The organism is Mycobacterium sp. OTB74, assembly GCF_029892685.1.
Taxonomy (GTDB): Bacteria; Actinomycetota; Actinomycetes; order Mycobacteriales; family Mycobacteriaceae; genus Mycobacterium.
Genome location: NZ_JARXVD010000019.1, coordinates 20,422 through 34,719, shown reverse-complemented (window position 1 = coordinate 34,719; position 14,298 = coordinate 20,422). Strand labels below are relative to the sequence as shown.

Annotated in this window: 16 protein-coding genes and 2 tRNA genes; 8 read left to right on the top strand and 10 right to left on the bottom strand. The window is 64.0% G+C overall.

Annotated elements, in window-relative coordinates; translation table 11 throughout:
* Window positions 1–55 precede the first annotated feature (55 nt).
* The gene (locus M2432_RS22125; protein ID WP_280828988.1) at window positions 56–1,654 is read right to left on the bottom strand and encodes a helicase HerA-like domain-containing protein; all 1,599 of its coding nucleotides are present in this window, start codon (window positions 1,652–1,654) and stop codon (window positions 56–58) included.
* A gap of 81 nt (window positions 1,655–1,735) precedes the next feature.
* Here M2432_RS22125 and orn point away from each other — a divergent pair, with 81 nt between their 5' ends.
* On the top strand, window positions 1,736–2,365 hold the full coding sequence (gene orn / locus M2432_RS22120) for an oligoribonuclease (protein WP_280828987.1): 630 nt from the start codon (window positions 1,736–1,738) through the stop codon (window positions 2,363–2,365).
* A gap of 46 nt (window positions 2,366–2,411) precedes the next feature.
* Window positions 2,412–2,484: transfer RNA gene (locus M2432_RS22115), tRNA-His, on the top strand.
* Between the two features lie 619 nt (window positions 2,485–3,103).
* On the opposite strand, the gene M2432_RS22110 is transcribed toward M2432_RS22115, so the two are convergent.
* Entirely contained in the window at window positions 3,104–3,367 is a 264-nt protein-coding gene (locus M2432_RS22110) for a hypothetical protein (RefSeq protein WP_280828986.1), read from the bottom strand.
* A 581-nt stretch (window positions 3,368–3,948) separates the two neighbouring features.
* Between M2432_RS22110 and M2432_RS22105 the strand changes: the two genes are divergently transcribed.
* A complete protein-coding gene (locus M2432_RS22105; protein ID WP_280828985.1) occupies window positions 3,949–4,635 on the top strand; it encodes a CHAP domain-containing protein in 687 nt (228 codons plus the stop codon).
* 227 nt (window positions 4,636–4,862) lie between these two features.
* Here M2432_RS22105 and M2432_RS22100 read toward each other — a convergent pair whose 3' ends face one another.
* From M2432_RS22100 to M2432_RS22080, 5 genes are all read right to left on the bottom strand, one after another.
* On the bottom strand, window positions 4,863–5,216 hold the full coding sequence (locus M2432_RS22100; RefSeq protein ID WP_280828984.1) for a nuclear transport factor 2 family protein: 354 nt from the start codon (window positions 5,214–5,216) through the stop codon (window positions 4,863–4,865).
* A 125-nt stretch (window positions 5,217–5,341) separates the two neighbouring features.
* Entirely contained in the window at window positions 5,342–6,589 is a 1,248-nt protein-coding gene (locus M2432_RS22095; RefSeq protein ID WP_280828983.1) for an APC family permease, read from the bottom strand.
* Between the two features lie 44 nt (window positions 6,590–6,633).
* Window positions 6,634–7,038 carry a type II toxin-antitoxin system VapC family toxin gene (locus tag M2432_RS22090; RefSeq protein WP_280828982.1) on the bottom strand — a complete coding sequence of 135 codons (405 nt, stop codon included), beginning with the start codon at window positions 7,036–7,038 and terminating at the stop codon, window positions 6,634–6,636.
* Window positions 7,026–7,253 (bottom strand): type II toxin-antitoxin system Phd/YefM family antitoxin, encoded by a 228-nt coding sequence (locus M2432_RS22085; RefSeq protein WP_280828981.1) that lies wholly within the window; start codon window positions 7,251–7,253, stop codon window positions 7,026–7,028. The genes M2432_RS22090 and M2432_RS22085 overlap by 13 nt, the downstream gene beginning before the upstream one ends.
* A gap of 121 nt (window positions 7,254–7,374) precedes the next feature.
* Window positions 7,375–7,447, bottom strand: a tRNA-Lys gene (locus tag M2432_RS22080).
* Between the two features lie 365 nt (window positions 7,448–7,812).
* Here M2432_RS22080 and M2432_RS22075 point away from each other — a divergent pair.
* Window positions 7,813–7,968: a hypothetical protein gene (locus M2432_RS22075; RefSeq protein ID WP_280828980.1), complete on the top strand. Its 156-nt coding sequence runs from the start codon at window positions 7,813–7,815 to the stop codon at window positions 7,966–7,968.
* Between the two features lie 9 nt (window positions 7,969–7,977).
* Here M2432_RS22075 and M2432_RS22070 read toward each other — a convergent pair whose 3' ends face one another.
* Window positions 7,978–8,202 (bottom strand): DUF3618 domain-containing protein, encoded by a 225-nt coding sequence (locus M2432_RS22070; RefSeq protein ID WP_280828979.1) that lies wholly within the window; start codon window positions 8,200–8,202, stop codon window positions 7,978–7,980.
* A gap of 92 nt (window positions 8,203–8,294) precedes the next feature.
* On the opposite strand from M2432_RS22070, the gene bcp reads away from it, so the two are divergent.
* The 4 genes from bcp to M2432_RS22050 are packed head-to-tail and all read left to right on the top strand — an operon-like array spanning window position 8,295 to window position 12,438.
* Complete coding sequence (gene bcp / locus M2432_RS22065; protein WP_280828978.1) at window positions 8,295–8,768, top strand: thioredoxin-dependent thiol peroxidase; 474 nt, start codon at window positions 8,295–8,297, stop codon at window positions 8,766–8,768.
* Window positions 8,769–8,807: 39 nt separating this feature from the next.
* The gene (locus M2432_RS22060; RefSeq protein WP_280828977.1) at window positions 8,808–10,400 is read left to right on the top strand and encodes a class I adenylate-forming enzyme family protein; all 1,593 of its coding nucleotides are present in this window, start codon (window positions 8,808–8,810) and stop codon (window positions 10,398–10,400) included.
* Window positions 10,387–11,160: a class II aldolase/adducin family protein gene (locus M2432_RS22055; RefSeq protein WP_280828976.1), complete on the top strand. Its 774-nt coding sequence runs from the start codon at window positions 10,387–10,389 to the stop codon at window positions 11,158–11,160. The genes M2432_RS22060 and M2432_RS22055 overlap by 14 nt, the downstream gene beginning before the upstream one ends.
* Before the next feature lie 9 nt (window positions 11,161–11,169).
* A complete protein-coding gene (locus tag M2432_RS22050; RefSeq protein WP_280828975.1) occupies window positions 11,170–12,438 on the top strand; it encodes an amidohydrolase family protein in 1,269 nt (422 codons plus the stop codon).
* 20 nt (window positions 12,439–12,458) lie between these two features.
* Here M2432_RS22050 and M2432_RS22045 read toward each other — a convergent pair whose 3' ends face one another.
* The gene (locus M2432_RS22045; RefSeq protein WP_280828974.1) at window positions 12,459–13,787 is read right to left on the bottom strand and encodes a dipeptidase; all 1,329 of its coding nucleotides are present in this window, start codon (window positions 13,785–13,787) and stop codon (window positions 12,459–12,461) included.
* A gap of 88 nt (window positions 13,788–13,875) precedes the next feature.
* A complete protein-coding gene (locus M2432_RS22040; RefSeq protein WP_280828973.1) occupies window positions 13,876–14,268 on the bottom strand; it encodes a holo-ACP synthase in 393 nt (130 codons plus the stop codon).
* Window positions 14,269–14,298 lie beyond the last annotated feature (30 nt).

Sequence of the window (14,298 nt, the reverse complement as noted above, 5' to 3'; positions counted from 1 at the left end):
CACACCGACGGTTTGTGTTTCCCAGGGGCCGGTGGTGCAACCACCCGCCCGGCGCCTACCGCCGCTTGTTGGCGGTGCCCAGGATGCTGCGGGTGATCTCCCGCCCGGCCACGGTCGCCGCCGACCGCAGGAAGCTCTTGAACGCCGAGCTCGCCAACACCTCCTGGACCACACCTGGGCCTTCGGTCGCCACCTCGGCCGTACCGGAGGCGTGAATTTCCTCGGGCTCGGCAGGCGGCGCGTCGGCAGGCGCGCCGGTCGACGCATCAGCGGGCGCCGCACCGACCGGCGGCAGACCGAGCTTGGCTGCCAGTCGCTCGTACGCCGAGTCCGGATCGATGGTCTGGCCGTACTCGGCCTGCAGCGGACTGGCCTGCGCAGCAGCCTTGATGGCGTCGTCACCTATGGCGCTCATCAGCGAGCGCGGCGGACGCAACCGGGTCCACGCGACCGGAGTGGGAGCGCCTACCTCCGAGAGCACCGTCACGATGGCCTCGCCGATGCCCAACGACGTCAGAGCGGTCTCCAGGTCGTAGACCGTGGATTTGGGGTACGTCTTGGCGGTCTTGGTCAGGGCCTTCTGATCGTCGGCGGTAAATGCCCGGATGGCGTGCTGGATGCGCGCACCCAACTGACTGAGCACGTTGTTGGGCACATCGGTGGGCAGCTGGGTGCAGAAGAACACGCCGACGCCTTTGGAGCGGATCAACTTGACGGTCTGCTCGACCTGCTCCAGGAACGCCTTCGACGCATCCGTGAACAGCAGGTGCGCCTCGTCGAAGAAGAACACCAGCTTGGGCTTGTCGACGTCACCGATCTCGGGCAGCTCGGTGAACAAGTCAGCCAATACCCACATCAGGAACGTCGAGAACATCACCGGGCGGGCAGCCTGATCGCCCAGTTCCAGCAGTGTGATGATCCCGTGGTCCTGGCTGTCGAGGCGCATCAGGTCCGAGGGCTTGAGCTCGGGCTCGCCGAAGAAGGTGTCGGCGCCATCGGCTTCCAGGTTGATCAGCGCGCGCAGGATTACCCCGGCCGTGGCCGGCGACACGGCCCCGAGCGTCTTGAGCTCAGCTTTGCCTTCGTCGCCGACCAGGTACTGGATCACCGACCGAAGGTCCTTCAGATCCAGCAGCGGCAGGCCCTTCTGGTCAGCCCAGTGAAAGATCAACCCGAGTGTCGACTCCTGAGTCTGGTTGAGCCCCAACACCTTTGACAGCAAGATCGGCCCGAAGCTGGTTACCGTTGCACGTACCGGGACACCCACGCCGCTGGTCCCCAGCGAAAGAAACTCAACCGGGAACGCCGTCGGCGTCCAGTCATCGCCGGTGTCGGTGGCCCGCTGGGTCACCTTGTCGTTGCTTTCCCCTGGGCGGGACAGGCCGGACAGATCGCCTTTGACGTCGGCCATCACCACCGGAACCCCGGCTGTCGAAAGCTGCTCCGCAATGACCTGCAGAGTCTTGGTCTTACCGGTGCCGGTAGCGCCCGCGATCAAACCGTGCCGGTTGACGGTCGCCAGCGGAATCCGCACCTCGGCCGACGAATCGACGGTGCCGTCCACAACAATGGAGCCCAAATTCAACGCCTGGCCCGTGGCCGCGTAACCGGCGGCGATCTGCTGGGCCGCGGCGGCATTTGAGTCTGTGGTCATGAAGCCTGACAGTACTTGTTCAATCGCCTCATCGGCGGGTGTAAACACCCGCGATTCGACCTGCGAATACTGTTGAACGCTGTGCGTGACGAACTGGTATGGATCGACTGCGAGATGACCGGCCTTGACCTCAAGTCCGACAAGCTGATCGAGATCGCAGCATTGGTCACCGACAGCGACTTGAACGTGCTCGGCGACGGCGTCGACGTGGTGATCCACGCCGACGACGATGCACTGAGCGGAATGGTCGACGTGGTGATGAAAATGCACACCCGCTCCGGGCTGATCGAGGAGGTTCGCACCTCGACCACCACCATGGCCCAGGCCGAGCAGATGGTGCTCGACTACATCACCACGCATGTGAAAGCGGCCAAAACGGCACCGCTATGCGGCAATTCGATCGCCACCGACCGCGGCTTCATCGCCCGCGACATGCCGACGCTCGATGACTACCTGCATTACCGGATGATCGACGTCAGCTCGATCAAGGAGCTGTGCCGCCGCTGGTACCCGCGCATCTACTTCGGTCAGCCCGACAAGGGGCTGGCGCACCGCGCGCTGGCCGACATTCACGAATCCATCCGAGAATTGCAGTACTACCGCGGCACCGCGTTCGTGCCCGCCCCCGGCCCTTCTACCAGCGAAATTGCTGCGGTAGCCGGTGAACTGCGGCCTCCGACGGACGACGCGACGGAAACCGATTCGGCTTAGCGCGCCGGAGCCGCTAATATCTACGACGCCGCTTCGCGCGGCAATGGTGGCTGTAGTTCAGCTGGTAGAGCACCAGGTTGTGATCCTGGGTGTCGCGGGTTCGAGTCCCGTCAGCCACCCCTGACAGGTCAGGGGGCGATTTCGCCCCCTGACCTTTTTCATTCTCAGAGACCCTTGCACCCTTAGCGCAACATAAGGTCCGCTCCGTAGTGGACAGTCGCACCCCCGGGCTATCAAGGTGCATCGTAGTTGCACATCACCGGGAAACGCGTCCGCGAGTTGACGGGAATTTCGGGGCGCTCGTCGCAGCGGGCCGGATTGCCCGTGAACAACTCGCCACGCAAGCGCTGGAGTGGCCTGACGTAACCGCCCAGGTGATGGCATGAGCGCTTACCACACCCTGAGCGACCTTGCGCCCCTTGCCCGTTCCGGTGGGTATGAATCCAGCCGACCCTTACACACCTTCGGTGCCGACAGACGTTTGGGTCCGACCGACATCTTCGCAGCCTGGCCGTCCATTACAGGCACAATCGTCCATGGCCAGTGACGCTCCGCACCTGACTCATGAAGCGCCGCTACCACCTCTATAGCTGGCACCACCATCCCCGACTGCGTACTGCTTCAACCGTTCAGGGTGCCTGGGCGCCGTCGTCAGTCAGCCACGGGAACGGCGGGAAACCATCCCGCAGGGCGTCCAGAACTTCCAGGTGGCCCCGCATGGCCTGCTCTTCGGTCAAGTTACCGGCGCCGCTCCTCGTTCCAGCGCGGGCCGGACACCACGGTCTCGAAGATCATCGGGCCGCTCCCCGGAAGGTTGACCGGGCCACCGCCCTGCAATCCCCTGTGGTCAATGCCCAGCAGCCAGACCGTCGAGACGACGTGGGCGCCGACTTCGTGGCGGGCCACCCGCTGGTCACAGGCCATCCGGTCATTCGGGTACTGGCTTAGGTTGAACTGGTACTCGATCGGAATCTTCCGGCCATCTCGGTCATAGAGATTCACGTGGCCCAGTTAAGCCCAGAGATCGCATCGGCGGGGCGTTTGCCGTTGTATCCGTTCGGCCTGGCACCGAAAGTCTTTGCGTGCAACTGCAATTGATCGAGCGAATGTGTTGTGCCACAGAGCATTTTCGCTGCGGCTGCCACGGGGAGATAGACCAAGACCCACCGCTAGCGCGACTCAGTCTTGCGAGCGAATTTGGTCGACAACATCTTGCTCGTGATACGTAACATCGGCGGTGGGGCCAGGCCCAGCGACCTCAGGCTGTCGCGGTTGCGTTAGACCGCAGCCTCGCCCGGTCAGTTGTCGGTCGAACGGTCGATTCTCAAGGCGTGGTGGTCCTGTAATGCTCTCAACGGTCAGACAGAAGCCGACGTCGTGAAAACCCGCCGCCGACCGATGAAAGGGTGGTCATGTCCCCTAGTGAGTTCACCACAACGACGTCAGGTCGTGCAGCCGACAGCCTGTCACGACGGCTCGCCACGACGGCGATGGCTTTGCTGACCGGTGCCGCAGCCTGTGTTGCGCTCGCTGGCACCGCATCGGCTGATCCTGTCGCCACAGTCAAGGCCAGGACACAACGCATGTCCGAACCGAACCTGAACTCCCATCAGAGCGGCTGGTACAACCCCGGTGAGAAGCTGACCCTGCTCTGTTCGAAACGGGGCCAGGCGGTCAAAGGCTTTTTCAGCTTCAACATCCCGGGTGGCTGGGACACCCTCTGGTACAAGACGTCTGACAACAACTTCGTTGCCGACGTCGACATTGAGACCGGCACGCTCAAGGACGTCACTAAGGACTGCGACGGCGGAGGGGACGTGTCGGCACCGGCCGCCGAGGCGGCACCTGCGTCACCTGCAGGCCGGACCAAGGGGGCTACCACCGAACACAATCCGTTCGACACGCCCGATCTGATCGGTTATTGCACCTACGGCGCCCAGGAGCAGGTGCACGGTCACGCCGGCTACTACATCTCGGCTCTTACCGGCCCCGCAGCGGACTGGGCCGGGCAAGCCAGAGGCGCCGGCTGGACGGTCGTCTCCGACCCTCAGCCCCGTGCACTCGTCGTGTTTGACGCCGCGGCCGCAGGCAACCCATATGGACACGTCGCCTGGGTCGATGCTGTTAACGGCAACGATCTCACTATCACCGAAATGAACTACGGCCGAGGCGGCACCAAAGACAACGGATATCACACCGTCGGCTTCCGCCAGTTTGACACCCGACACATAAAAAGCGGCCCGGGTCTGAGCTACATCCTCGTTCCCTGATGTCTGTTCGACGACCAGGACGATTGTGACATACGGCACCTCAATGAGGAGACATGGTGATGTCAGTGAACACTGACATCGTTATTGACACCGCTCCGCAAAAGAGAAGTCAGGTGGTATCCAGCCGAACACCGTCAGCCACCCCTGACAGGTCAGGGGGCGATTTCGCCCCCTGACCTTTTTGTTTACCTATGTCGCTCGGCTCCGTACCGCTTGCCCGCGCCCCGTCAGCTCGGCACCTGGTCCAAGAATCCGTGCACCGTCCGGATGCGACCGTCGGCGTCGGTTGCCAGCACATCGAACCCGACGACCGGCGGCTGCTCCCCCTTCGGTCCCAGCCCCCACTGAAAGCGGGCCTGGTTGTGGTGACTGTCCGGACCGCTGACGAGCGAGAAGACGAATCCGGGGAACTGGGTGTGCACCGCGCCGATCATCTCGGAGATGGCGCCATGACCGCTCACGTCGGCCGTGGGATCGGTATAGGTGGCCCCGGGCGCCCAATGCTCGCCGAGGAGTGCGCGCACCTGCTCCGGATCGGTGGCATTCCACGTCTGCAGATATGCCGTGACGATGTCGTTCATGCTGACCTTCTTTCGTATCGGGTGGTCAGCTCAAAGCTTGCCGGTCGAAGCGCAGCACGTCGATTACGTCAGAGGTAAAGATGCTCTGCCGCTTGGGTTTTCGTTCTCGATGACGCGAAAGTCCGTCACAGACGCCGACGGACTGCGTAGATCACGACGCCCAACGCGATCACGCCGGCTCCGACGACGACCGACGCCCATGGCAACGAGACCGCCAAGCTCAGACACCCGACGATGCCGACAACAGGCGTCCAGCGCGGCGGCCTGCCCTCGTCGGTGGTCAAGGTGAACGCCGAAGCATTGGCGACGGCGTAGTAGACCAACACCGCAAACGATGAAAAGCCAATGGCACCACGAACATCGGTCGTCGCCGCCAACACCGCCACGATGACGCCCACCACAATCTCTGCTCGGTGCGGGACTCGGTATCGCTGATGCACGGCACCGAGTTGATGCGGCAGGTGCCCGTCGCGCGCCATGGCCAGCGACGTGCGCGACACCCCGAGGATCAGCGCCAGTAGCGATCCCAGAGCGGCGACAGCAGCACCCACACGCACCACCGGAACAAGCCACCCCACCCCGACGACGCGTACTGCGTCGACCAACGGTGCCGAAGAAGCCGCAAGCCTGTCCGGGCCGAGGACAGCAATCACCGCTACGGCGACCACCAGATACACGACCAGCGCGATGCCCAATGCCAGCAGAATGGCCCGAGGGATAGTGCGTTCCGGGTCCTTGACTTCCTCACCGAGCGTGGCGATCCGGGCGTATCCCGCGAAGGCGAAGAACAGCAATCCAGCTGCTTCCAGAACGCCGCGGGCGGACGCCGACGAATCGATGGCCAACCGATCTGCCGCGGCGCCCCCTGAGGTGAATACCGCCACGACCACAGCCGCCAAGACCGACAGCACGACGACAACGATCATCCGCGTCAGCCACGCCGATTTCTGCACACCGAAGTAGTTCACCGCCGTCAGCGCCACGACAGCCGCAACGGCGATTTCGTGGGCGTACGCCGGCCACACGTAGAAACCCACGGTCAACGCAATGGCAGCACAGGAGGCCGTCTTGCCGACGACGAAGCCCCATCCCGCAAGATAACCCCAGAACTCGCCCAGGCGCCGCTGACCGTAGATGTAGGTACCGCCGGACTCGGGGTACAGCGCAGCCAATCGCGCCGACGATGTCGCGTTGCAATAGGCCACCGCCGCCGCAATCGCCAACCCCAGCAACAGCCCCGATCCCGCGGCGCGGGCAGCCGGGCCGAGAACTGCGAATATGCCGGCGCCGATCATCGACCCGAGGCCGACGACGACCGCGTCGAAAACCCCTAAGCTGCGCCGAAGTTCGTCGGATGAGCCGTTCACGGTCATGCCCGAAGCCTCCGCACGGCGCCTACGTTAGAGCAATCGCCGCGTCACCAGATGACGCGTAAACCATTGAGTCGGCCGAACAATGCGTCAGACGACACCAGCGCCAGTCCCTCAACCATTGCCGTCGCCGCAATCACCCGGTCAAAAGGATCGCGATGTCCCCAACCGATCGCCCCGCCAAGGATCGCATGCTCCGATGACACATCGATGGTTTCAACGTCGGCCCGACGCAGGTGCTGTGCGTAGCCCATGGTGACGCTGTCCGCCAAGGGCAGCTTGCCCAGCCGGGTCTTGGTTGCGATCTCCCATGCGGAGGCCGCAGAGACGTAGAGCCGGTTCGACGGATCTTCAAGCAACTGCCTTGCTGGGTCGGACAATCGGGCAGGTTCGGTCAGCAGCCACAACAGGACGTGGGTGTCCAGGAGGTAGCCCTCTTTCAGCTCTCCCACGCCCCGAGTTCCTCGTCTGGCAACTGGTCGAAGAAGCTCTCCGGGACGCGATACCCAAGGAATCCCATCACGCGCGGACCTGGCTTGTTCACTGGCACCAAACGCGCCACGGGAACGTCGCCGCGGGCGATCACGATGTCCGCGCCGGCCTCGACCTCTGCGAGCAGGGCGGACAGCCGCGTCTTGGCCTCCTGAACTTTCACGATCGTCGCCACCCAATCAGACTAGGTTGACCAACCTGGTTGGTCAACCACTTTGGCGAGCACAAAGGAGCACCTCGACACTTAGCACTGAGAAACAGAAGAGGCCCTCACCGAAGTGAGGGCCTCTGTGTTGTGCGCCGTCAGGGTTTCGAACCCCGGACCCGCTGATTAAGAGTCAGCTGCTCTACCAACTGAGCTAACGGCGCGCGTGAAAGACCCTAACAGCCCCATGGCCGCAAGGTGAAATCGTGAGGTCAGAGGCGCCGGCCGATGATCCGAACGCCATCGCAATCCCCGCTCCGCGGTCCGTCGTCTATGGCCCGTCTTTGGCCATCCCGAAGTCCCGACCTGCACGACATCCAGAACACCCAGCAAAAATTCCGAATGTGCTGGCGACACCGTATACAACACCGGGTAGCCTCCACGCAAATGTCAAATGTTGGTCGCCCGTGACTGAGCGAACACAGCGACTAGCTGCGAAAATCAGGGAAAGCACAGTAAGCTATAGTTAGCTGCGAAGTTGTGAAGGTCCGCTTTGTGAATGTTGTCGACGACGAGGATGGGTTAGCTGATGTCAAGCGGAGCAGGCTCCCCGCACGAAGCCTCAGACGCCGGCACCATCGACGAAGAAATCGTCGCAGTTCACAACTGCAGCCGCATCGGCCTGCAAGCCTCCCCGCCGCGCAGTTGGTTGCCGGGCTGGCTGACCCCGCGCCGCGGTAATTGAAACCCGGGTTCAGTTCCGGATTCTGCGAACCACCAGCACAAGCACAACCGTGCCCAGCCCGGCGGCCGACACGATCACCGCAGGCTTGGACACAAATGCCAGCACACGGGCTTTTAGGTCATCTGCCAGCTTCTGGGGGTTCGCCCGCTCAGCGAGTGCATCCACCGTGGACGCCAACTGATCCCGCGCCCGATCGATGTCCTGCTTGATGTCGTCAGGATTCCGGTCCGCCACTTCAGCCCTCCAACTCGCGTTGCTCCTTGGCGCACTACCCTAGTTCAGCCGGATCGATAATCTGCGCGCTGGCCAACAGAAGGGACACGACGGTGGCACCGACCCCCCGACTCGAAGTGGGCGCCAAGGCTCCCGCGTTCAGCCTGCCCGACGCCGACGGCAACACCGTCAAACTGTCCGACTACGCGGGCCGCAAGGTGATCGTGTACTTCTACCCAGCCGCATCCACCCCGGGCTGCACCAAACAGGCCTGCGATTTCCGCGACAGCCTCGCCGAACTCAACGACGCCGGACTGGACGTCATCGGCATCTCCCCCGACAAGCCGGCGAAGCTGGCCAAGTTCCGCGATGCCGAGGGGCTGGCCTTCCCGCTGCTGTCCGACCCAGAGCGCAAGGTGCTCACCGAATGGGGCGCCTTCGGCGAAAAGACCATGTACGGCAAGACCGTTCAGGGCGTCATCCGCTCGACGTTCCTAGTCGATGAGAACGGCAAGATCGCTGTGGCACAGTACAACGTGCGGGCCACCGGACACGTCGCCAAGCTGCGCCGAGACCTGTCGGTCTAACCGCCTATACATCGCAGCCGGGTCTGGCACACTCGACCCGTGGTTGCGATCGCGGGTTCACCCGCTTTCACCGCCGATGAAGCGGCGCACTACCGCGCCGTGGGCTGGTGGTCAGATACGACGTTGTCCGACGCGGTTCGGGCGAATGCCGCCGGCACTCCGGATCGTGTTGCGTATTGCGACCACCCCGCCTCGCCGCTGACCTGGCGTGAATTCGATGCTGCCGCAGATACTTTGGCGCAGGAATTGACCGGCGTTGGCGTCACCCGCGGCGACCGGGTCGCGGTGTGGCACGGTGACACCGCCGCCATCCACGTGCTGTTCGTGGCCATCGAACGGTGCGGCGCCGTAGTCGTCGGCATCGGCGCCCGCGCCGGGACCCGCGAAGTGACGGCCATCCTGCGCGGCGCCGAGCCGCAGCTGGTGATCAGCGACCCGCAACGCGCTGAGGCCACACGGTTGGTAGCGATCGAGCTCGGTTGCCCGTCGCTGACTTTGTCGCAGCTGTCACTGGGCGCTGGGCACCGGGCGGTACCCGCGCAATCGCAACTCGGCCCCGACGACGTCTTCCTGATCAACTCGACCTCCGGCACCACCGGTCTGCCCAAATGCGTTGTGCACACCCAAAACCGTTGGTACTACTTCCATCAGCAGGCGGTCGCCAATGGGTTGTTGACCTCCGACGACGTATTCCTCCCGGTCATTCCCACCCCGTTCGGTTTCGGCCTGTGGACCAGCCACACCACCCCGATCTTCCTGGGCACCACCGCAATACTGTTGGAGCGCTTCAGCGCGGCCGCGGCCTGTGCGGCAATCGAGAAGCACCGAGTCACCGTGTTGTGTTGTGTCAGTACTCAATTAACCATGATCATGGCCGACCCGGCAGCCCGAGAGTATGACCTGAGCTCACTGCGCGTGGTGTTCACCGGCGGCGAGGCCCTGCCCTACCGCCCAGCCGATGAGTTCGAAAAGCTCACCGGTGCAAAGATTTTGCAGTTCTACGGGTCCAACGAGACCGGTCTGCTCAGTGGCACCACGGTGGAGGATTCGCTGGAACACCGGCTGCGCACCGGTGGCCGCATCGTTCCTGACATGGCGGTCCGACTGTTCGAGGGCGACGACGACGTCACCTCCATGGGGCGGGGTCAGCCGGCCTGCCGTGGCCCGGCCACCAGCCTGGGCTACCTCGGCGGCACCGATCACGACAAGCTGTTCACCCAGGACGGGTGGATGCGGATGGGCGACATCTGCGAGATCGATTCCGAAGGCTATCTGCGGGTCACCGGCCGGACGTCCGACTTCATTGTGCGCGGCGGCAAGAACATCAGCGCCAATCAGGTCGAGGACTACGTCACCACCCATCCCGCAGTTGCGGTGGTGGCCGCGGTCGCCATGCCTGATCCGGTGTTCGGCGAAAAGGTCTGTGTCTATGCCGAACTCGTCGGGTCGACCACGCTGGATCTGGTGGAGCTGTGCGCACATCTGCTGGCACAAGGGGTTTCAAAGGAGCTTTTGCCGGAGCGGCTCATCGTGCTCGACGAGCTGCCCCGGTCGTCGGGAGGAAAGGTCGCCAAAGGCGAACTCCGCGAGGATATTAGAGCCCGGATGGGAGACGGAAATGACCGCTGCTGAACCGCGCCGTGGCGGATTAGAAGTGTGGGCTCCGTCGGTGACCCCGCCCATCGGCGTCGACCTGTCCGACGAACAGGCCATGGCCATCGCGTTCCGGCACCTTGCCACAATCGGTTTCGCCGAAAACCTGGCAGGCCACATCACCTGGCAGCCTGACGGCCGCACCGAGATGTACGTCAACCCATGGGGTTTGTGGTGGCAGGAGGTCAGCGCCTCCGACGTCTGCGTGGTCGACGAGGACGCCAGCGTGGTGCGCGGCAAGTGGGACGTCACTCCGGCCATCCATATTCACACCGAGCTGCACCGAGCCCGGCCCGATGCGCGAGTGGTCATCCACAATCACCCGTATTACGTGTGCGTGGTGGCGGCGCTCGGACGGCTACCCGAGTTCGTGCACCAGACCGGTTCATTGTTCCTCGATGACCTCTGCCTGGTCGACGAGTACGACGGTGAGGTCGACAGCCGCTCGCGCGCAGCAGAATTGGCTGCGCGGATCGGCTCGGCCAACGTGACAATCCTGGCCAACCACGGCGTCATCGCCACCGGTCGCAACCTGGCTGAAGCGGTGTACCGGGCGGCCTCCATCGAGCGTGTGTGCAAGCTGGCCTACGACGTACTGCTCACCGGCCTCAAACCCACCGAGATGAAGTGGTCGGACATGGTGGGCATGAAGTCCTCGCTGATCGAGCGGGCGGCCGACGTGTACTGGGCCGGCGCAGCGCGGATGACCATCAAGGCCGACCCGGCCGTTCTTCAGTAAGGCACTGCAATGAAATCTATTGACGAGCTGGCCACCAACCTCGATTTTACGACGGCCAAAACGGGCGCGGACCGGACCGTCACACTACTGCCGGACCCACCGCGCGCCAAGCGTCGGTACACAGTGATTTCGGTGGACGACCACATCGTCGAGCCGCCAGACACATTCATCGGGCGGTTGCCGGCCAAATTCGCGGACCGGGCGCCGCGGGTCGTCGACACTGACACCGGCGGGCAGACCTGGGTATACGACGGCAAAGAGCTGCCGAATGTCGGGTTCAACGCGGTGGTCGGCCGGCCGGTGTCCGAATATGGCTTCGAGCCGGTGCGGTTCGACGAAATGCGCAGGGGCGCTTGGGATATCCACGCCCGGGTGCGGGACATGGACCTCAACGGGGTCTACGCGTCACTGAACTTCCCGTCATTTCTTCCCGGGTTCGCCGGTCAGCGACTGCAGCAGGTCACCACTGATCGCGACCTGGCCCTGGCATCGGTGCGGGCATGGAACGACTGGCATCTGGAAGTGTGGGCCGGCTCCTACCCGGACCGGATCATCCCCTGCCAACTGCCATGGCTGCTGGACCCGCAGCTCGGCGCCAAGATGATCTACGAGAACGCCGAACGCGGCTTCCACGCAATGACTTTCAGTGAGAACCCGGCCATGCTGGGACTACCGAGCATCCATTCCGGGTATTGGGATCCGATGATGGCTGCCTGCGCCGACACCGGAACGGTGGTGAATCTGCACATCGGTTCGTCGGGGTCGTCGCCGTCCACCACCCCGGACGCTCCCCCAGACGTCCAAGGTGTGTTGTTCTTCGCCTATGCGATTTCAGCAGCAGTGGACTGGTTGTATTCCGGTCTGCCGAGCCGGTTTCCGGACCTGAAAATCTGCCTGTCCGAAGGCGGCATCGGCTGGGTGGCCGGGCTTCTCGACCGCCTCGATCACATGCTCAGCTATCACGCCATGTACGGCACCTGGGAACGTCTCGGCGAGAAGCTCACCCCGGCAGAAGTTTTCGTGCGCAACTTCTGGTTCTGTGCGGTAGAGGATCAGTCGTCGTTCGTCCAGCGGGATCGGATCGGGCTGGACAACATCATGTTGGAAGCCGACTACCCGCACTGCGACTCGACGTGGCCACATACCCAGCAGACCATTCACGACGAGATCGGTGACCTACCGTCCGACGCGATCCGAAAGATCACCTGGGAGAACGCTTCCCGGCTGTATCAGCACCCGGTTCCCGCGGCAGTTCGGGAAGACCCGGAGGCGTTCTGACCCAGGGCCCCGAGTAGCCCCTAGCGCGCGAGCGCGTCTAAGAGCAACGCCTCAGCCGTCGCCGCTTTCTCGAACACGCCGAGATGCAGGCTCTCGTTGATGCTGTGCGCCTGGGTGCCCGGATCCTCGACGCCGGTCACCAGGATGGTGGCCTGCGGGAACGCTGCGGCGAATTCGGCGATGAACGGGATAGACCCGCCCATCCCCATGTCGACCGGGGCCACTCCCCAGGCCTGGGTGAATGCCGCCCGCGCCGCGTCGTACACCGGACCGCTGGCATCGAGGGCATAGGGCTGTCCGACCTCACCCGGGGTCACCGTGACCTTGGCACCCCACGGTGCATGGCTTTCCAGGTGCCGGGTCAGTGCTTGCAGATGCGCGGCCGCATCGCAGCCCGGCGCAACCCGCAGGCTGATCTTGGCGCGGGCACTGGGGATCAGCGTGTTGGACGCTTTGTCGATCGGCGTGGTGTCGATCCCGATGACAGTGATCGCCGGCTTGGCCCAAAGTCGCTGTGCCACTGAACCGGAACCGATCTGCTGCACACCGTCGAGCGTGCCGGCCTCGGCAGCGACCCAGTCCGGCCCGCGGTCCACGTCAGCGGCGGTCCCCTCGTGCAACCCCGCAACTGCGACATTGCCGTCGTCGTCGTGCAGGCTGGCCAGCAGTCGCACCAGAACGCTCAGCGCGTCGGGCACCACCCCACCCCAGATACCCGAGTGCAGGCCGTGCTCGAGAGTGGCCACCTCCACCACGCAGTCAGCCAAACCACGCAGAGACACCGTCAACGCCGGAATCTCGGTGCTCCAGTTATCCGAGTCGGCGATCACGATGACATCGGCCGCCAGTGCGTCCTTGTGCGCGGCCAACAACGCGCCCAGCGAGGGTGAACCGGACTCCTCTTCACCCTCGACGAAGACCGTCACCCCGACCGGCGGATTGCCACCGTGCGCCCGGAAGGCCGCCAAATGTGTTGCGATACCGGCCTTGTCGTCGGCGCTGCCGCGGCCATACAGGCGCCCGTCCCGTTCGGTGGGTTCGAAAGGCTCTGAAGCCCACTGCGACTGATTACCTTCGGGTTGCACGTCGTGATGGGCGTAGAGCAGCACAGTCGGCGCGCCTGGCGGGGCTGGGTGATGCGCAATGACCGCCGGCGCACCGCCTTCTTGAACGATCCGCACGTCGCCGAAACCCGCATCCGACAACAGCTTCGCGGTCAGTTCGGCGCTGCGCTGCACCTCGGGCCGACGGGCCGGGTCGGCCCACACCGACTGAATGCGAACCAGGTCCTCCAGATCGGCTCGCACCGAGGGCAGCACATCACGAACGGCACCGATGAGATCACTCACGCAGGCAGGTTACCTGGCGCCGAGGTTGCGGTTTCTGATGAATGCCAGTCGAAATCCGTCATAAACGGCCATCTCTGCGCAGTGACAACTAGGCCTCTTCGAGAATCGCCACGGCCGCGGCGGTATCGCCCTCATGGGTCAGCGACACGTGAATGGCCACGCCCTTGAGATGCTCAGCGATCTCGCCGGACAGCCGCACGCGCGGACGGCCCCACATGTCGGTCACCACCTCGATGTCGCGGTGAATGCCCTCGGGCAGCACGGGCTTCTTGGAGAACCGCGACCCGGACCACGCCTTGATCACGGCCTCCTTGGCCGCCCACCTCGCCGCCAGGTGCCGCGCCGCCGACGAACTCTTGTCCGCGGCGTCGCGGCGCTCACCCGGGGTGAACGTCTCGGCAAAGACGGTGCCGGGTTGGTCGACCTGCTCGGCGAAGTCCGGAATCGAGACCAGGTCGATGCCCACACCTAAGATGCCCATGGGCACCAACCTAGTCGACCGAATTCCGGT